The sequence below is a fragment of the Kitasatospora terrestris genome (genome assembly GCF_039542905.1).
Lineage (GTDB): Bacteria > Actinomycetota > Actinomycetes > Streptomycetales > Streptomycetaceae > Kitasatospora > Kitasatospora terrestris.
On sequence record NZ_BAABIS010000001.1, the window covers coordinates 3,849,575 to 3,867,114 of the forward strand.

20 protein-coding genes are annotated in these 17,540 nt (G+C 74.7%); 11 read left to right on the forward strand and 9 right to left on the reverse strand.

What is annotated here, in order from left to right; genetic code table 11:
- Positions 1–102 precede the first annotated feature (102 nt).
- Positions 103–420: a hypothetical protein gene (locus ABEB06_RS17670; RefSeq protein WP_345697827.1), complete on the forward strand. Its 318-nt coding sequence runs from the start codon at positions 103–105 to the stop codon at positions 418–420.
- A 46-nt stretch (positions 421–466) separates the two neighbouring features.
- Here the strand turns inward: ABEB06_RS17670 and ABEB06_RS17675 are convergent, their stop codons facing one another.
- Positions 467–1,636, reverse strand: a complete 1,170-nt coding sequence (locus ABEB06_RS17675; protein WP_345697828.1) for a TetR/AcrR family transcriptional regulator — start codon at positions 1,634–1,636, stop codon at positions 467–469.
- A 162-nt stretch (positions 1,637–1,798) separates the two neighbouring features.
- Here ABEB06_RS17675 and ABEB06_RS17680 point away from each other — a divergent pair, with 162 nt between their 5' ends.
- Entirely contained in the window at positions 1,799–2,956 is a 1,158-nt protein-coding gene (locus tag ABEB06_RS17680; protein WP_345697829.1) for an acyl-CoA dehydrogenase family protein, read from the forward strand.
- Positions 2,957–3,060: 104 nt separating this feature from the next.
- On the opposite strand, the gene ABEB06_RS17685 is transcribed toward ABEB06_RS17680, so the two are convergent.
- Positions 3,061–3,327, reverse strand: a complete 267-nt coding sequence (locus ABEB06_RS17685; RefSeq protein ID WP_345697830.1) for a hypothetical protein — start codon at positions 3,325–3,327, stop codon at positions 3,061–3,063.
- A 167-nt stretch (positions 3,328–3,494) separates the two neighbouring features.
- On the opposite strand from ABEB06_RS17685, the gene ABEB06_RS17690 reads away from it, so the two are divergent.
- Positions 3,495–3,827 (forward strand): cupin domain-containing protein, encoded by a 333-nt coding sequence (locus ABEB06_RS17690; RefSeq protein WP_345697831.1) that lies wholly within the window; start codon positions 3,495–3,497, stop codon positions 3,825–3,827.
- Here the strand turns inward: ABEB06_RS17690 and ABEB06_RS17695 are convergent.
- Positions 3,824–4,405, reverse strand: a complete 582-nt coding sequence (locus tag ABEB06_RS17695) for a TetR/AcrR family transcriptional regulator (RefSeq protein ID WP_345697832.1) — start codon at positions 4,403–4,405, stop codon at positions 3,824–3,826. The genes ABEB06_RS17690 and ABEB06_RS17695 overlap by 4 nt on opposite strands.
- A 97-nt stretch (positions 4,406–4,502) precedes the next feature.
- On the opposite strand from ABEB06_RS17695, the gene ABEB06_RS17700 reads away from it, so the two are divergent.
- From ABEB06_RS17700 to ABEB06_RS17725, 6 genes are all read left to right on the forward strand, one after another.
- Entirely contained in the window at positions 4,503–6,062 is a 1,560-nt protein-coding gene (locus ABEB06_RS17700) for an MFS transporter (protein WP_345697833.1), read from the forward strand.
- A 109-nt stretch (positions 6,063–6,171) separates the two neighbouring features.
- Complete coding sequence (locus ABEB06_RS17705) at positions 6,172–6,522, forward strand: YidH family protein (RefSeq protein WP_345697834.1); 351 nt, start codon at positions 6,172–6,174, stop codon at positions 6,520–6,522.
- On the forward strand, positions 6,519–6,830 hold the full coding sequence (locus tag ABEB06_RS17710; protein WP_425559638.1) for a DUF202 domain-containing protein: 312 nt from the start codon (positions 6,519–6,521) through the stop codon (positions 6,828–6,830). Before ABEB06_RS17705 ends, ABEB06_RS17710 begins: the two co-directional genes overlap by 4 nt.
- Before the next feature lie 174 nt (positions 6,831–7,004).
- Positions 7,005–7,274 carry a Sec-independent protein translocase subunit TatA gene (gene tatA / locus ABEB06_RS17715; RefSeq protein ID WP_345697835.1) on the forward strand — a complete coding sequence of 90 codons (270 nt, stop codon included), beginning with the start codon at positions 7,005–7,007 and terminating at the stop codon, positions 7,272–7,274.
- A 252-nt stretch (positions 7,275–7,526) separates the two neighbouring features.
- Positions 7,527–7,655, forward strand: coding sequence for a hypothetical protein (locus ABEB06_RS17720; protein ID WP_345697836.1), 129 nt, complete (start codon positions 7,527–7,529; stop codon positions 7,653–7,655).
- Positions 7,652–8,179: a potassium channel family protein gene (locus ABEB06_RS17725; protein ID WP_345697837.1), complete on the forward strand. Its 528-nt coding sequence runs from the start codon at positions 7,652–7,654 to the stop codon at positions 8,177–8,179. The genes ABEB06_RS17720 and ABEB06_RS17725 overlap by 4 nt, the downstream gene beginning before the upstream one ends.
- Before the next feature lie 5 nt (positions 8,180–8,184).
- On the opposite strand, the gene ABEB06_RS17730 is transcribed toward ABEB06_RS17725, so the two are convergent.
- From ABEB06_RS17730 to ABEB06_RS17750, 5 genes are all read right to left on the reverse strand, one after another.
- Entirely contained in the window at positions 8,185–9,711 is a 1,527-nt protein-coding gene (locus tag ABEB06_RS17730; RefSeq protein ID WP_345697838.1) for a protein kinase domain-containing protein, read from the reverse strand.
- Positions 9,712–9,756: 45 nt separating this feature from the next.
- Positions 9,757–11,907 (reverse strand): bifunctional polysaccharide deacetylase/glycosyltransferase family 2 protein, encoded by a 2,151-nt coding sequence (locus ABEB06_RS17735; protein ID WP_345697839.1) that lies wholly within the window; start codon positions 11,905–11,907, stop codon positions 9,757–9,759.
- A complete protein-coding gene (locus tag ABEB06_RS17740) occupies positions 11,907–12,422 on the reverse strand; it encodes a hypothetical protein (RefSeq protein WP_345697840.1) in 516 nt (171 codons plus the stop codon). Before ABEB06_RS17740 ends, ABEB06_RS17735 begins: the two co-directional genes overlap by 1 nt.
- 303 nt (positions 12,423–12,725) lie before the next feature.
- Entirely contained in the window at positions 12,726–13,607 is an 882-nt protein-coding gene (locus ABEB06_RS17745) for a hypothetical protein (protein WP_345697841.1), read from the reverse strand.
- Positions 13,604–14,386 carry an RNA polymerase sigma factor gene (locus ABEB06_RS17750; protein WP_425559639.1) on the reverse strand — a complete coding sequence of 261 codons (783 nt, stop codon included), beginning with the start codon at positions 14,384–14,386 and terminating at the stop codon, positions 13,604–13,606. Before ABEB06_RS17750 ends, ABEB06_RS17745 begins: the two co-directional genes overlap by 4 nt.
- Positions 14,387–14,525: 139 nt before the next feature.
- Here ABEB06_RS17750 and ABEB06_RS17755 point away from each other — a divergent pair, with 139 nt between their 5' ends.
- Positions 14,526–15,221 (forward strand): hypothetical protein, encoded by a 696-nt coding sequence (locus ABEB06_RS17755; protein ID WP_345697842.1) that lies wholly within the window; start codon positions 14,526–14,528, stop codon positions 15,219–15,221.
- A 19-nt stretch (positions 15,222–15,240) separates the two neighbouring features.
- Here ABEB06_RS17755 and ABEB06_RS17760 read toward each other — a convergent pair whose 3' ends face one another.
- Entirely contained in the window at positions 15,241–16,776 is a 1,536-nt protein-coding gene (locus ABEB06_RS17760; RefSeq protein WP_345697843.1) for an FAD-dependent oxidoreductase, read from the reverse strand.
- A 49-nt stretch (positions 16,777–16,825) separates the two neighbouring features.
- Between ABEB06_RS17760 and ABEB06_RS17765 the strand changes: the two genes are divergently transcribed.
- On the forward strand, positions 16,826–17,458 hold the full coding sequence (locus ABEB06_RS17765; protein WP_345697844.1) for a TetR/AcrR family transcriptional regulator: 633 nt from the start codon (positions 16,826–16,828) through the stop codon (positions 17,456–17,458).
- Positions 17,459–17,540 lie beyond the last annotated feature (82 nt).

The following is a 17,540-nucleotide window of genomic DNA, read 5'->3' on the forward strand; positions in this document are numbered from 1 at the left end:
ATCGGCCGTCCGGGGAATCCTGATCGGGCGACGTCAGAACCGGCGCACCCGGGGCGGCCACCCCGCGCGCCACCATTCGCACCACTCGACAGGGAGACCACCGTGTCCCGTATTCGCGCAGTCGCCGCCGTCACCGCCCTCGGGGCCTTCCTCCTGGCCGGGATCGGCACCGCTCAGGCTGACAACGGCGCGGGCGCCGACAACGGATCCAACGCCTCCGTGGTCAGCAACACCGGGTCGGGCAACATCGTGGGCGGCGTCCTCGGCAATGCCGCCGCGACCCAGCAGAGCGCCACCGGTTCGGGCGGCAGCAACCAGAACAACAACCTCGGCGTGGCCGGCAACTCCGGTGGTGTCGGCGCGGTCCAGGGCAATGGCAACCTCGCCCACCACGTGTACTACCCGTTCGTCCTCTACTGAGCCGTCGGTTCCCGACGGGGCGCGGGGGGGGGCTCCCCGCACCCCGTCACCGTTCTCCGCGCGGTCCCAGCACCGCCCGGCCCAGCACCAGCAGCCGCCCGGCGCGCTCCCCCGCCCCGGGCGGCAGCCGCACGCCGTCGTTGACCAACGCGAACATCGCGTGCACCCGGATCCGCGCCTCGGCGTCCTCGCACCCGGGCCGCACCTGCTGGAGCAGACCGACCCAGGTCCGCAGGAAGTCCCGGCGGAAGTCCACCGCCGCTCGCCGGTCGGCCGGCGCCAGGCGCTCGGTCTCACTGACCATCACGCCCAGGTAGTCGCTGTGCCGCACGGCGAAGCCCACGTACGCCGCCAGGCCCGCCGCCAGCGCTTCCTCCGGCGAGGCGGCCCCGTCCAGCGCGGCGGACACCTCCCGCGCCAGCCGCTCCCGGCAGCGCACCAGCGCGGCCGCCAGCAGCTCGGCCTTGGTGGCGAAGTGCTTGTAGACGCTCGGCCCGGCGATGCCGACCGCCGCCCCGAGCCGGTCGGTGGAGACGTTGTCGAACCCGCGCGCGTGGAACAGCCGGACGGCCGCCGCCAGCAGCTCCTCCCGCCGCGAGGCGGGCACCGGCTCCGGCCCCTCCGCGGCGGCCGGGAGCGACGGCGCGGCGGCCGGGTCGGCCGCCAGCAGGTCGCCGCCCAGGGTGCGCAGCAGCGCCTCGAACCGCCGCCGGGGCGGGGCGAAGCTGTGGTTGCTCAGGCCGCCGTACGCCGACAGCACCGACCAGCAGAGCAACTCGGCGTCGAGCCGCTCGAGTTCGGGACGGGCCGCGGCGACCACCGGCACCATCCCGGCCACCGCCGCCCGCAACTCCCGTCCCAGCTCGGCGCGCTGGGCCGGGGGCAGCAGGCGGGCGTCGCGCTGCCACAGGGTGCCGAGCGCCCGGTGGTCGATCGCCACCTCGGCCAGCGCCGCGCACAGCTGCTCCGGCCCGCCGGCCCCGGCCCGGACCGCCTCGCGCAGCGCGTCGAGGCCGGCCGCGACGGCGCTGCGCAGCAGCTCGGGCTTGCTGCGGAAGTGCCGGTAGAGCGCGGGGGCGGTGATGCCCACCTCGGCGGCCACCTCCGCCATCGACACCTGGTGGTAGCCGCGCCGGTGGAACTGCCCCTCGGCGGCGGCCAGGATGACCGCCCGCCGCCCCGGCGGCCGCCGCACGACGGCCCGCTCCGTCGCCACTCCCCGCCCCCTCGGCTCGGCCCGACCGTACGCCGTCAGGGTAGCAAGCATTCACTTGACCGGCCGGAGAGCCTGCGGAACAAGGCTCACCACTCTGGACAGCCGAAGCTACCGACGATTAACTTGTGGAGCGTTCAGCGGGCACAGGAAGGGAGCGCCACCGTGCGCCGTACCGTGTACAACGAGGACCACGAGGCGTTCCGGGCGACCATCCGGGACTTCATCGCCAAGGAGGTCGTCCCGGTCTACGAGGGCTGGGAGGCCGAGGGCCACCCGCCGCGCGACTTCTACCGCAAGCTCGGGGCGCTCGGCGTGTACGGCATCGAGGTGCCCGAGGAGTACGGCGGCGCCGGCGAGAGCGGCTTCAAGTACCAGGCCGTGATCTACGAGGAGACCGCCCGCGCGGGCGTCACCTTCGGCTCCTCCGGGGTGCACACCGGCCTGGTGCTGCCCTACCTGCTGGAGTACGCCAACGAGGAGCAGAAGCAGCGCTGGCTGCCCGACTTCGTCTCCGGCGACATGATGACCGCCATCGCGATGACCGAGCCCGGCGCGGGCTCGGACCTCGCGGGCATCGCCACCACCGCCAGGCTGTCCGAGGACGGCACCCACTACGTGCTCAACGGCGCCAAGACCTTCATCACCGGCGGCGTCCTCGCCGACCTGGTGCTGGTGATCTGCCGGACCGCCCCGTACGACCCGGCGAACCGCCGCGCGGGCCTGTCCATCCTGTGCGTGGACACCGCGTCCGAGGGCTACACGGTCGGCCGCAAGCTGCAGAAGATCGGCCTGCGCACCTCCGACACCGCCGAACTCTCCTTCAGCGACGTCAAGGTGCCGGTGGAGAACCTGCTCGGCGAGGAGGGCAAGGCCTTCTCGTACCTGACCCACAACCTGGTCCAGGAGCGCCTGGCGATCGCGGTCGGCGCCTACGCCTCGGCCGCCGCCGCGGTCGGCTTCGCGGTGAAGTACGTGAAGGAGCGCAAGGTCTTCGGCCAGGCGGTGGCCGAGTTCCAGAACACCAAGTTCACCCTGGCCGACTGCCAGGCCCAGGTGCTCGCCCAGCAGGCGATGGTCGACCAGGCGCTGGAGCTCTACCAGACCGGCGAACTGACCGTGGCCGACGCGGCCGCCGCCAAGCTGTTCTGCACCGAGTCGGCGTCCCAGGTGATCGACAAGTGCCTGCAGTTGCACGGCGGCTACGGCTACATCCTGGAGTACCCGATCGCCCGCCTCTACACCGACAACCGGGTCTTCCGGATCTACGGCGGCACCAGCGAGGTCATGCGGACGATCATCGCCAAGTCCCTGGGCCTGTAACCCGGGGCGCGGCGGCACGAGCACGCGGCGGTCCGGGACCCACCACCCGGACCGCCGCGTTCCTTCGCGCTGCGCCGCTCGGCGCCGCTCCGCCGCGCGGGAGGTCAGTTGACCGAGGCCTTGCCCTCCGCCTTCCACGCCTCCAGGCCGGCCAGTGAAGCCGCCCTGGCCTGGTTGATCGCGCGCGCCGCCAGCTCGCTCGGCGGGGTGTCCATCTGCTGCATCCAGCCGCGTCCGGCAGACGCCAGGGAGTAGCAGACGAGTGCGGTGCCGGCGAGGCCGATCACCGCGCCGAGGCCGGTGAGCACGACGCCACCGCCCAGCATCGAACGGTTGACCTGGAATCCTGAGAACTTCTGCGTCATCGCCATGGATCCACGATCGGGCCGCACACCGCGAACCGCACGCCGGGCGGCCCGCCCGCGTCCCCCGGGCGAGTGAACCGGCGCGCGCGAACGCCGCTCGGCCGCCTATGGTCGCGACGGGGTGCACCGGGCACCCGCGGCGGGGGACGTCCGATCGGAAGGCGGCAGCCACCATGACCGAGCCGGCCCACATCGACCTGAACGCGGTCGCCGACGAGCACGCCGCGAAGGCCGCCGACAGCCCGCACGGCCGCAGCGCCCACCTGCTGCTGCACGACGGCATCCTGCGGCAGACCGTGATCGCGCTGACCGCCGGCTCCGCGCTGGACGAGCACAACGCCCCGGTCGCCGCCAGCCTCCAGGTGCTGCGCGGCCGGGTCTCGCTCACCGTCGCCGGTCACCAGCAGGAGGTCCGGGCCGGCGAGCTGCACGTGCTCCCGCAGGACCGGCACGGCCTGCTCGCCCACACCGACGCGGTCGTGCTGCTCACCGCGGTGACCAACTAGGCCCTGGGCGCCAGGTCGGCGGCGACCGTCCGCAGGCCGCGCAGGAAGTCGGCGCCGGACGGCGCCAGCTCGGGCGCGATCATCCACTGCGCGGCCAGGCCGGTCAGCAGCGACTGGTAGACGGTGCCGCGCTCCAGCTCCTCCGGGGTGTCCAGCGGCTCGGTCCGCCCCTGGAAGAGCATCGCCAGCCCGAGCCGGCCGTCCTTCTGCACCGCCGTCAGCTGCTTCTTGAGCTCCGGCAGGTGCTCGATCTGCGAGACCATCTCGAACTGCACCGCCCACAGCCCGCGGTGCTCCGTGAAGCTCGCCAGCACCGCGTCCCACGCCCTGACGAAGCGCTCGTCCGGATCGGTGACGCCCGCGGTCTCGGCCAGCACCGCGCCCAGCGAGTCCCCCCATTCGCCGATCGCCTCGATCATCGCCCGGACCAGCAGCGCGTCCTTGGACCCGTAGTGGTAGCCGATCGCGGCCAGGCTGACCCCGGCGCCGGTGGCGATGTCCCGGGCGGTGGTCCGCCCGAAGCCCTTCTCGATCAGGCAGCGCCTGGCGCTGGCCAGCAGATCCTCGCGGTTTCCCATGCCACCGATGCTACGCGACCCATGGACGGATGTCTTGAACGCTAGATTTAGACGCTTGTACTAGACAGACGTGTCACACGTCCGTACAGTCCTTCCCATGACCGCAACCAACGGCCTCGCCGGCCGACGCGAGTGGACGGGTCTCGCCGTCCTGCTGCTGCCGACCCTGGTCCTCGCCATGGACATGGGCGTCCTCTTCTTCGCCGTCCCGTTCATCGCCACCGACCTGCACCCCAGCGGCACCCAGCAGCTGTGGATCATGGACATGTACTCGTTCCTGCTGGCCGGCCTGCTGATCCCGATGGGCGCCCTGGGCGACCGGATCGGGCGGCGGAAGCTGCTGATGGCGGGGACCGCCGGTTTCGCCGCCGCCTCACTGGTCGCGGCGTACGCGGACGGCGCGGCCCAGCTGATCGCCGCGCGGGCCCTGCTCGGGATCTTCGGCGCGGTCTTCGGCCCGTCCACGCTGGCGCTGATCCGCACCACCTTCCACGACCCCAAGCAGCGGCAGGCCGCGATCGGCGCGTGGAGCGGCATGATGATGGCCGGCGTCACGCTGGGCCCGGTGGTCGGCGGTCTGCTGCTCGACCACTTCTGGTGGGGCTCCGCCTTCCTGCCCGCCGTCCCGCTGATGCTGGTCACCCTGGCCGCCGCGCCGTTCGTGCTGCCCGAGCAGCGCGCCGCCGAGCGCACCGGCCGCTTCGACCTGCTCGGCGCCGCGCTCTCGATGGCCACCGTGCTGCCGGTCGTCTACGGCATCAAGACGCTCGCCGTCGAGGGCTGGAGCCCGCTCGCCGCGCTGGTCCTCGCCGCCGGGCTGGCGGTCGGCGCCGGCCTGGTGGTCCGGCTGCGGACCGCGGCGAACCCGCTGGTCGACCTGGGCCTGTTCCGGATCCGCACCTTCAGCGGGGCGATCACCGTCAACACCATCGCGATGTTCGCGATGATCGGCTTCACCCTCTTCACCTCGCAGTACCTGCAGTTGGTCAAGGGCCTCAGCCCGCTCAGCGCCTCGCTCTGGGCCCTGCTGCCCAGCCTCGGGGTCGGCGCCGCGGTCGGCGGGTTCGGGGCGCTGGCCGGGAAGGTCCGGCCCGCGATCCTGCTCACCACCGGCTTCCTGATCAGCGCCGCCGGCTTCGCCCTGATCACGCAGATCGGGCCGGACACCCCGATGGCCGCCGTCCTGGTCGCCGCCGGCGTGATCGCCGCCGGATCGGTCGGCACCATCACCATCACCGCCGACATGGTGGTCTCCGCCGCCCCCGCCGACCGGGCCGGCGCGGCCGGCGCCACCTCGGAGACCGCGCAGGAGCTCGGCGGCTCGCTCGGCATCGCGATCCTCGGCGCCGCCGGTGCCGCGATCTACCGCACCAGGCTGGACGGGCAGCTCCCGGCCGGGGTGACCGGCGAGGCCGCCTCGGCGGCCCGGGACACCCTCGGCGGAGCGGCGACGGTGGCCGCACAGCTCGGCGGCGAGACCGCGGAGCGGCTGATGGACGCGGCGCGGGCCGCGTTCGCGGACGGGATGCACGTCGCGGCGGCGGTCGGCGTGGTCTTCATGGTGGCGGCCGCGCTGACGGCCAACCGCCTGATGCGGCACCTGCCGCCGGCCGGCGCGGAGCGGCCCGCGGACGAGCCGAAGGTGCTCGCCGCGTAGGGGAGAACAGGGCGCGTGGAACTGCGCGACCGGCCATCGCTCCACGGAGTGGTGGTCGGCCGCGCAGTTCCACGCGCCCATGGGTCCGTGCGGGGCTATGGTCGCCGATATGGCGGACCCGGGCGACGAGGACGATCTGGACTACCGGTTCTCGCTGGCGAACGAGCGGACGTTCCTGGCGTGGATCAGGACGGCGCTGGCGCTGCTCGCCGGGGCGATCGCGCTGGACCAGCTGGCCCCGGACCTGGGGCCGCGGCCGGTCCGGATGGCGGTGTCGGTGGTGCTGGCACTGGGCGGGGCGTGCCTGGGGGCGGCGTCGTACCGGCGGTGGGCGCGGGTGGAGCGGGCGATGCGGGCCGGCGAACCGCTGCCGTACACCCGGACGATGCTGGTGCTGACGGTGTGCGTGGCGGTGGCGGCGGTGCTGTTCTCGGTGCTGATCGTCGGCTGGACGCGGTGAAGCGCGATCCCGGGCTGCAGCCCGAGCGGACGATGCTGGCGTGGAGCCGGACCGCCCTGGTGCTGGCGGTGGACGCGCTGCTGGTCCTGCGCACCGGCCTGGTCGGCCGGCAGCCGGGCCTGGCCGCCCTGGGCGGGCTGCTGGCGGGGGCGGCGGGCTGGTTCCACTGGTACGGGGTGCACCGCCGGCGTCGGCAGCTGGACCGTCCGGGGCGGGTCCGGCCGGGTCCGGTGCGGGCCCTGGCGCTGGTGGTGCTGGTGGTCGCGGCCGGCAGCGCCTGGGCGGTCGCGGTCGGCCCGCGGAGCTGACCGAGCCCCTAGTGGTCCAGACCACAGGACCGAAATCACCGGTTTTTCCCCGGGTGTTTGCCGGCGGGTGTATACGTTCGCCGACAAGGCCAGGCATACTGGCCGGGTCGGGCCGGTCGGCCCGACCTTCGTACTCACGACGAGAACCTTCCGCGAAAGGACCGGTGGTCAGGGATGTTCCGTAACGGTGTCGAGCCCTGGCACATCTTCATCATGGTGGCGGTGCTCGTCCTTCTGTTCGGCTCGAAGAAGCTGCCGGAGATGGCCCGCGGCCTCGGTAAGTCGATGCGCATCCTCAAGGCCGAGACCAAGGCCATGCGCGAGGACGACGCTCCGGCGGCCGAGGGCACTGCCACCTCGCAGGCCTCCGAGGCGGCCCGCCCGGCCGTCGAGCCGACCAACGTGACCAAGGCCGCCGACCCCAAGTCGACCACCACGGCCTGATCGCGTCGGACCACAGGAGCCGTCGGCCCGCCAGTTGGCGGGCCGGCGGCTCCGTCGTTCTCCTGGCCCAATCCCCGTGGCCGTCCGATTGGTCCTGCTGTCTCCTGGTAGTCACCTGACGACCGACCACCCGGAGGCCTCCGTGTCGGAACCCGCAGGCGACGACGAGGTCGCACGGCTGCGTCGACGGATCGCCGTCCTGGAAAGGCGTGGCTGGGCTGGGGTGCGGTCGGCGCGGCGGCACTCGCCCTGGTGCTGTGGGGCTACCCGGCCGAGATGGTCGTGGTCTGGCCGGCGATCTCGCTGGTCGGGGTGCCGGCGGTGATCGAGTTCCTGGACGGGCCGGGTCCCGGCCCCTCGGTCGGGCCGGTGGCGGCGTGACCCCACGACGGAGCGGGGCCGCCGTCACCCAGGCGATCGTGACCGTGATGCTGCCGCCGGCCGCGCTGCTGACGCTCTGGTTCCTGATCCCGCTCGGCTCCTTCGGACCGGACAACCCCGCGCTCAGCTGGCTGGCCTTCTCGGCGGCACTGGTGGCGCTCGCCGGGGTGCTGCTGCGGGAGATCCGGCGGGAGATGCTGAACGAGCCCGGACACCCGGCGCTGGTGATCGTGTTCCTGCTCAGCAGCGCCCTGGTGGTGTTCGCGACGGCGTACCTGGGGCTGGCCAAGCGGCCCGGCGAGCTCAGCGGGGTGAGCACGAAGGTCGACGCGCTCTACTTCACGGTGATCACCATGTCGACGGTCGGCTACGGCGACATCGTCCCGGTGGGCCAGGCCGCCCGGGTCGTGGTGATGCTGCAGATCCTGTACACCCTGGTGTTCCTGACCGCCGGGTTCACCGCGCTCACCCGGACGATCCGCAACCGGGTGGCCAGCCGGATCGGCGGCGATCCCCCGCAGTAGCCCGCTCAGTCCTGCTGGGCCTGGGCGTGCAGGACGGCGACCAGGCCGGTGAGGCGGGCCTGCCAGTTGGCGAGGGTGGCCGGGTCGACGGCCTTGCGCTTCTGGAGGTCGCGGACCAGGCGCTGGGCGTCCTTGAGCCGGTCCTCGGCGTCGTCGGGGCGGCGGGCGGCGACGGCCTGGGTCGCGTCGTCGAGGATCCGGGTGAGGTCGTCCTGGCGGTCGCGCTCCTTGGTGAAGTCGGCCTGCGCGACGCTCGCCCGGAGCTGGGCGATCTGACCGGCGACCGAGAGCTTGCTCGGGCTCGCGGAGGCGCTGGGACTCGCGGAAGAGGCCGGGCTCGACGCGGCGGAGGCCGGGCTCGGCGCGGCGGAGCTCGCCGGGGCGGAGGCGGCCGGCGTCGCGGCGGGCGTCCGGTCGGCCCCGTCGCCGCTGAAGGCGAAGGCCGCGACGGCGGCGCAGACCGCGGCCACGCCGACGCCGACACCGGCGTACACCAGCGGGTTGCGGCCCCGGCGGGGCCGCTCGTCCTCGTACCGGGCCTCGTACCCGCCCTCGTCGGCCATCGCCGCCATCGAGGGCAGCGGCGGCAGGACGGAGGTCCGGTGGGGCTCCACGTACGGTGCGGCGGGCGGGAAGCCGGACGGCGGGGTGACCGGGGGGAGGACCTGGGTCGCGGAGTTGAGCAGCGCGCTGGTGCGGTCGGCGGGCGCGGCGGGGACGGACGCGAGGAGCTCGGCGAGGGCCCGGCCGGCGTCCGCGGGACGGTCGTCGGGGTTCTTGGCGAGCAGCCGCAGCACGGCGGCGTCGAGCGCGGGCGGCACGTCCGGCCGGTGCACCGAGACCGGGACGGGGTACTCGGTGACGTGCTTGAAGGCGATGGCGACCGGGGTGTCGGCGGTGAACGGCGGCGCGCCGGTGAGCATCTCGACCAGCACGCAGCCGACCGCGTACAGGTCGGAGCGGCCGTCGACCGGCGCGGCCTGGGCCTGCTCGGGCGAGAGGTAGGCGGCGGTGCCGAGGACGGTGTGGGTCTGGGTGAGCTGCTGCCCGCTGGAGGACCCGGCCCGGGCGATGCCGAAGTCCACCACCTTCACCCCGCCGTCGGCGGTGATCATGATGTTGCCGGGCTTGATGTCCCGGTGGACCAGGCCCTGGCCGTGGGCGGCGGCCAGCGCCTCCAGGACGGCGGCCGCGACGCCGACCGCCCGCTCCACCGGCAGCGGGCCGGTCTGGGCGATCAGCCGGCCGAGGGTGATCCCGTCGACCAGCTCCATCACCAGGTACGGGGAGCCCTGGTCGACGCCGGAGTCGAAGACGGTGACGATCCGCGGGTGGACCAGCAGCGCGGCGTGCTGCGCCTCACGGGCGAAGCGGTCGGCGAAGCGGGGGTCGTCGGCGAGGCCGCCGTTGAGCACCTTGACCGCGACCGGGCGGCCGAGCTGCCGGTCCAGGCCGCGGTGGACGGTGGCCATGCCGCCGACGCCGAGTATCTCGCCGAGCTCGTAGCGCCCGTTCAGCGCGCGTCCGATCATCGGGATCTCCCCTCGCTCCTGTCGGCCATCCGTGAACCATAGCGGTCACGGACCCGCGGCAGGAGGCGGGACCTGGAGGCTGCCGTAGCGCTGCATCCGCTGCCAGCGCAGCCGGGAGCCGGCCAGTGCGGTGCACACGGACTGGATGACCACCAGGTACATCAGCTGGCGGTACACGACCTGCTGGAGCGGGAGGGTCCAGAGCGGGCCGAGGCGTTCCCGGTCGAGGCGGAAGGCGTAGACGGCGGTGGCGGTCTGCAGCAGCTGGAAGACCAGCCACAGGCCGACCACCCGGACCGGGTCGAGGAAAACCAGGCCGTACAGCGCGAAGACGTCCACCACCGGGCCGAGCAGCGGCATCAGCACCTGGAAGAGCAGCAGGTAGAGCAGGCCGCGGCGGCCCAGCTTGCCGGCCTGGCCGCGCTGGCCCAGGGCGCCGCGGTGCTTCCACATCGCCTGCAGGGTGCCGTAGCACCAGCGGTAGCGCTGGCGCCAGAGCGCGGAGAGCGAGGCGGGGGCCTCGGTCCAGGCCTTGGCGCGCTCCTCGTAGACCACCCGCCAGCCGGCCCGGCAGAGCGCCATGGTGAGGTCGGTGTCCTCGGCGAGGGTCTCCCCCGCGACGCCGCCGATCCGCAGCAGCGCCGAGCGGCGGAAGGCGCCGACCGCGCCGGGGACGGTGGGCATGCACTCGGCGAGGTCGAAGAGCCGGCGGTCCAGGTTGAAGCCGACCACGTACTCGATGTGCTGCCAGCGGCCGAGCAGGCCGCCGCGGTTGACCACCTTGGCGTTGCCGGAGACCGCGCCGACCCGGCGGTCGGCGAAGGGCTGGACGAGGTGCCGGACGGCGTCGGGTTCGAAGACGGTGTCGCCGTCGACCATCACCACCAGTTCGGCGCGGGCGTGCCGCAGGCCGTTGTTGAGCGCGGCCGGCTTGCCCGCGTTGGCCTGCCGGACCACCCGGACGTACGGGAGGTTCAGCGACTCGACCAGGTCGGCGGTGCCGTCGGTGGAGCCGTCGTCCACCACGATCACCTCGACCGGGTGGTCGGAGGCCAGCAGCGAGCGGACCGCCGCCTCGATGCCGGCGCTCTCGTTGTACGCGGGCACGATCACCGAGACCGGGTCGGTGACCGGCGGCCCCCAGCCCTTGCGGCGCAGCTTCTTGTGCCGGCGGGCGGCGACCACCAGGGCGACGGCGCGGACCACGCCGATCGCTCCGGCGCCCCAGAGCAGCCAGCCGAGCACCCGCAGCGCCCAGTCGCTGCCGGCCAGCGCGGCGAGCAGCGCGCGGCCCTGCCAGCGGTCGGGGGTGGCGGCGGGGTGCGAGGTGGCGGGCAGCGCGGCGGCGTCGCCGACGGTGGTGACCCGGAAGCCGGCCGCCTTGAGCTTCGGCAGCAGCCGTTCGAGGGCGGTGACGGTCTGCGCGCGGTCCCCGCCGGCGTCGTGCATCAGCAGGACCTGGCCGTCCGGGCCCTTCGGGGTGGCGTTGGCGACGATCTCCTCGACGCCGGGGCGGCGCCAGTCCTCGCTGTCCAGGGTGGTGAGGACGGTCAGGTAGCCGGCGTGCGCGGCGTCCTGGAGGGCGGCCCAGTCCGGGTCGGTGAGCGCGGAGTTCTCGGAGGAGTAGGGCGGGCGGAGCAGCGAACTGGTGGTGCCGGTGGCGCCGGCCAGGGCGAGCTGGGCCTCGCGCAGCTCCAGGGTGCGGCGCCAGGGGGAGGCGGCCGCGAGGTCGGTGTGGGTGAAGGTGTGGATGCCGATCTGGTGGCCCTCGGCGAGGATCCGCCGGGTCAGGTCGGGGTTGTCGGCGACCTGGGTGCCGACCACGAAGAAGGTCGCGTGCACCTGGGCGCGCTTCAGCACGTCGAGGATCTTCGGGGTCCAGACCGGGTCCGGTCCGTCGTCGAAGGTGAGGGCGACGGTGTGCGCGGCGGGCTTCGCGGTCCGGACGGCGGCCGCGTCGATCACCGGGCCGCCGTCGGCGATCTGCGGCGGGACGGCTCCGGCGGACGCCTTCGGGCGGTCCGCGCCGTCGGGGGCGGTGCCGATCATGTGCCGGGTGTAGCCCTGGAGCAGCAGCGCCGTCGCCAGGGTCAGCACCAGGACGGTGAGCAGCAGCCAGTGGGTGCGCAGCGAGGTCTGGCGCACCACCCCGCGGCGGCCGCGGCGGGCCCGGGGTCGGGTGGAGGTGGTGGGCATCAGGGGCTCTTGGTGGGTTTGTGGGTGTTGGGGGCGGTGGGGCGGCCGCGGCTCGCCGAGGCGGTCGGGGCGGCGGTCGTCGGGTCCGCGGTCGGCGCGGCGCCGGTGGCGGTGGCGGCGGTGGGAGCGGGCGGGGCGGTCGCCCGCCGGGTGGCCGGCGCGGAGGACGTCGGGTCGGCTGCGGCGGCGCTGGTGGCCGCACTGTCAGGCGCGGTCCCGGTGGGCTGCGGGACCTGCGGGGCGGGGGTGGTCCGCTCGGGCGGCTGGGGCAGGAACGGCGCGTCCACGGCGGGGCCGCCGAGCAGGTTGCTGGCCAGCAGGAGTAGGTAACCGGCGGCCGGGACCGCCAGGAGCCGGCCGACCCGCTGGACCCGGCGGCGGCGGCGCCCGGAGGCGTCGACGAAGACCGGGGCCTCCTCGGCGGGCAGGGCGTCGGCGCGGCGCGGGCCCGGGACGGTGCCGGGTACGGGGGGTGCGGGGCGGGGCGGGGCCAGCTGTGCCGTGTCGTCGTTCACCGTGTGGTCCTGTCGGGGACGCCGGCGGTACCGGCTGCAGGCAAGGACGCCGGGCGGCCGGTGGACACGGGGGAATCCACCGACCGCCCGAGCTCGTCGTCCGCCCTCGGAGGCGGATCCGGATGGGCGGCGGACCCGGGGGAGTACCTCCGCCCATCCGGAACTTCACCGGACGGGCGACGGGTCCGGGGGAACCCGCCGACCGTCCGGAACAGGTGCCCACGCACGGCGGCGCGTGGGCGGTCGTTCCCGGTCGGACGATGGGCCCGGGGGGTTTGCCCACCGTCCGACCGGAGTCTTCGGTCAGCCGCCGGAGTCGGAACTCCGGGCGGCCTTCTGGTCCGCGCTGGGCGCGGTGGTCTTCTCACGCTCGCCCTTCGTCGACGTCGGCGTCGGCGTGGGCGTGGGCTTGCCGTGGTCGCCGGGCGAGGCGTTGCCGGGCGAGGCGTTGCCCTTGCCCACGACGGTGGCGCAGTACGGGGCGACCCTGTCGGCGCCGCCGGCGGCCTTCACCAGCGGCTGCATCGACTCCTCGGTCAGCAGCTCACGGAGCTTGGTCGTGTTGCCGGTGCGCTCTCCGACGGTCTTGCACAGCTTGGCCAGGTCCGGCAGCCGCGACGGGTCGCCGGAGGCTCCCGCGCTCGCGCCGGCCGTGCCGGAGGCGTCGGCCGAGGGCTTGGCGGTGCCGCCCGGCTGCGTGCCCGTCCGGCCGGACGGGTCGCCCGGACGGTCCGTTCCGCCGTCCGGTCCGGCGGAGTGCGAGGAGCCCCCGGTCAGGACCGGGGACTCGACCGGGCCGTGGCCGCCGAGCACCGTCGGCAGGTTGCCGGTCGACGCGGCGAAGGCCACGCCGCCGACCGCGGTGGCGGCCAGCGCGGCGGCGAGGGCCTTCGCGCTGAAGGCCCGCGCGAGCGCGGTGTCCGCCATCGTTCGTCTCCGGTGCTGTGGGGCCAGGTGCTGGGCAGTGCTGTGACGAGCCGCCCGGTACGCGGCCATCACCTGCTCCTCGCCGGGCAGCGCCTCCTCCGCCGGGCCCGCCGCGGGCGCCTTGGCCGCGGCGAGCAGCCCGGCGAGGGCCGCTTGTCCGGTGAGGGAGGCCTGACCGGCCTCCGAGCCGACCGGGTCACCGCCGAGCAGCTGCTCGGCCGTGTCGCGGTCGATCCGGCGGGATCGGTTGGTGCTCATCTCATGTCCTTCAGCGTCGTGGCCCGCGCCGGTGTCACACCTTGCGCGGATTTTTTCTTCGCCGGTGTGCGGCGGCGGCCGGCGGGCACGTCCGCGGGCGGGGCGGCCGGCCCGGCGGGGGCCTGCTGGTGGGGGATGCCGGTGGCGGCCCCGCCGGTCTGGTCGAGCAGCTTGGCTAGCTTGCGCAGCCCGCGGTGGGCCGCCATCCGGACCGTGCCGGCGCGCTTGCCGAGCACCCGGGCGGCGGTCTCCGCGTCCAGTTCGAGGACCACCCGCAGCAGGACGGCCTCGGCCTGGTCCTTGGGCAGGCCGGCGATCATCGCCAGCGCGTCCGAGGTGGCGACCGCGGCCATCGCGGTGCCGGCGGTGTCCTCCAGCGCGGCGAGCTCGGCCAGGTACTCGACGGGCAGGTCGGCGACCGGGCGGCGGCGCTGGCGACGGAGGTGGTCCATGGCTCGGTTGCGGGCGATGGTCGCCGCCCAGCCGCGGAAGCCGTCCGAGTCGCCGGTGAACGAGGAGAGGTCGCGGGCGATCTGCAGCCACGCCTCGGAGGCGATGTCCTCGGCGTCCTCCGACCGGCCGCCGACCAGGACCCGCAGGTAGCGGAGCAGGCCCGGCTGGACCGCCCGGAACAGGGTCCGGAACGCCTCCTCGTCACCGGCCCGGGCCGCCTCCACGGCCGCCGTCAGATCGGTCCGCCGGTCCGGCGGCAGGTCCCCGGGTCCTGGGGGGTGGCCGGCCTCGTCGTCGTCCACCCCGTGGTGTTCAGCACTGTGCACCGCCACATGATGCGCCATACGGGGGACGTGAAAAGCCGGGACCAACGTCCTGTCAGTGACTGCCATTCGCCCGCAGCCCCGAGGACTGTCCGAAACATACGTTTTATACGTAAAAGGTCCGCTTGACGACGGGAGTGCCATGGCGACCGCCCCCGAGCTCTTCACCGAGGGGATGCGCGACCACTTCGCGCCCGCCCTGCGGGCGATGGGGTTCACCGGGTGGCGGTACTCCTTCTCGGTGCCGGACCCGGCCCGCTGGGCGGTCCTCTCCGTCCAGGTGCTGCCCGCCCCGGACGACCGCTCGGTCCGCTACACCCTCAATCTGAGCGTCACGCCCAAGGCCGTCTGGGGCGGCCGGGCGGCCCGGCCCGACGCCAACGCGGCGCACGGCCTGGAGAGCTGGCGGGCCCCGATCGGCGAGGTGCTGCCGGTCGGCGGCGAGCTGTGGTGGGAGATCTCCCCCGGGCCGCGGTGGCTGGTCGCCGTCGAGGACTCGATCGCCGCCGTCCGCCACTACGGGCTGCCCGAGCTGCTCCGCCGGCTCGCCGCCGTCCCGCACACCTACCTCTCCCCCGGCGAGCTCGACGGCGTCAACGCCGCGCTCGCCCAGGCCGCCGTCGCCCGCATCCAGCGCGCCGAGCTGGCCGACGGCGTCCTGCTGCTGCACGGCGCCTGGAGCCGCGCCGACCGGATCGCCCGCCAGGTCCTGGAGTCCGCCGCCCGGGGCTTCCTCTCCGCCGGGGACGACCGCTTCGCCCGCGTCCGCGCCCTCGACACCCTCGGCCGCGACCTGTGGACCTTCGGCGAGGAGGACGAGTACGGCCTGACGCCCTGAGCCGCGTCGTCCACGCGGGTCACGCGCCCGGGGCGCCGAACCAGGTGGCGAGCGCCTCGGCCAGGCCCGCCGCGTCGGAGCTGCCGGCGGCCCAGGCGGTGAAGCCGTCGGGGCGCAGCAGCAGCGCGGCCAGGTCCGGCCGGTCGGGGCAGGTCGCGGTGACGGTGCGGACCCGGTCGGCGCGGCCGGGCGCGTGCGGGGCGTCCGGGGCGAGCCGCAGCAGCAGGCCGCCGCCGCCGTGGCAGTGCTCGGACAGCCGGGTGCCGTCGGCGAACTCCAGCTCCGGCGGGACGGTGCCGACCAGTGGGTGGCCGCCGCCGCCCTCGGGCAGGACGCGCTGCGCGGCGCCGGAGAAGTCCCGGGCGATCCGGGTGGCGCCGTCCGGCGTGCCGAGCAGCTCGGCCACCACCCCGCGCAGCGCCCGCTCGTGCGGCCGCGGCCGCATCAGCGCGATCTGCGCCCGGGTCCAGTCCAGCACCTGCGCGGCGATCGGACGGCGCTCGGCGGTGTAGCTGTCGAGCAGTTCCTCGCCGGCGGCGGCGCGCACCACCGCGGCGAGCTTCCAGCCGAGGTTCACGGCGTCGCCGAGCCCGAGGTTGAGCCCCTGCCCGCCGAACGGCGAGTGGACGTGGGCCGCGTCCCCGGCGAGCAGCACCCGGCCGAGGCGGTAGGTGTCCGCCAGGCGGGCGTTGTCGGTGAAGCGGGTCGCCGAGTGCACGGCGGTGACGGTGACCGGCTCGCCGGTGACCCGGCGGACCGCGTCGGTCAGCTCCGGCGCGGTGACCGGCGCCCCGCGGTCGGCGGGCGGCCCGTCGAACTGCACGGTGAGGATCCGCCCGGCCATCGGCCCGCTGACGTAGACGCCGGTGTCGGTGGCGTTCCAGCCGGGGCGCAGCTTCTCCGCGCCCTCCATCTCGACCATCGCCTGGTGGCCGGTGATCTCCGGGTCCGTCCCGGGGAAGGCGAAGCCCGCGAGCCGGCGGACGGTGGAGCGGCCGCCGTCGGCGCCGACCAGCCAGCCGGCCCGCACCCGGGAGCCGTCGGCGAGGTGCACGGTGACGGCGCCCTGCTCCCGGTCGAATCCCACCACCTCGGCGCCCCGGCGGATCTCCACGCCGAGCTCGGCGGCCCGGGCCGCCAGGATCGCCTCGACGGCCTGCTGCGGGACGACGAGCACCTCGGCGGCCGGGCCGAGGCCGGCCAGCAGCGGGTCGCGCTCGTCGATCAGCGCGGGGTCGAGCATGACGCCGCCGAAGTGGGCGGCGTACCGGGGCAGCCGGGCAGGGACGGTGCCGCCCGGCCGGGCGGCGGCGAAGGAGCGGATCCGGGCCAGCGCCTGCTCCTGGGCGGCGGCGAGCTGCGGCAGCAGGCCGCGCCGGTCCAGCAGGCGGGCGGTGGCGGCGTTGACCGAACCCGCCTTGGCGGTGGGGTCGATCTCCGTGCGCCGTTCGACGACCAGGGCGTGCGCGCCGGCCAGCGCGAGTTCGCAGGCGAGGAGCAGGCCGACCGGACCCGCCCCCGCGATCACCACATCGGTGTTGATGTCGAGGTCCATGGACAAGACTTTATACCCGGTCAAAGTTTTGGTCCAGTACACTTTCCCTATGGACCAGGACTCCCCCCACATCCCGCTGCGCGAACGCAAGAAGCAGCAGACCCGGCTGGCCATCTCCCGGGCCGCCACCACGCTCTTCCTGGACCGGGGCTTCGACGAGGTCTCGGTCGCCGAGGTCGCCCACGCGGCCGGGGTCTCGAAGATGACGGTGTTCAACTACTTCCCCCGCAAGGAAGAACTGCTGTTCGACCGAGTGCCGGAGGTGACCGGGCTGCTCGCCGGTGCGGTCGCCGGCCGGGCGCCGGGCAGCAGCCCGCTCGACGCACTGCGGCGGCTGATGCACGGCCTCGCCGAGCAGGGGCACCCGCTCACCGGCTTCGGCGAGAACATCGCCGTCTTCTGGCGCACGGTGCTGGACTCGGCCGCGCTGCGCGGATTCGTCCGCGAGGCGGCGGAGGAACTGGAACGCGGCCTCGCCGAGCAGCTCGCCGCCGAACCGGGGGCCGACCCGCTGCGCGCCCGGTTCACCGCCTCGCTCGGCATGGCCGCGATCCGTACGGTCTTCACCACCACCGCCCGCCGGATCCTGGCCGGCGAACCCTCCGCCGCGGTCGCCGCCGACCACGCCGCCCTGGTCGACCGCGCCTTCGCCGCCGTGGAACAGGCCCGGAAGGCCTTCTGACGGTGCAACCGCCGACCCGGTCGGCGGTGTCCTGGTCAGCAGGGGCGCGGGGCCCCTGCTGACTTACGGGGGACAACTCGAG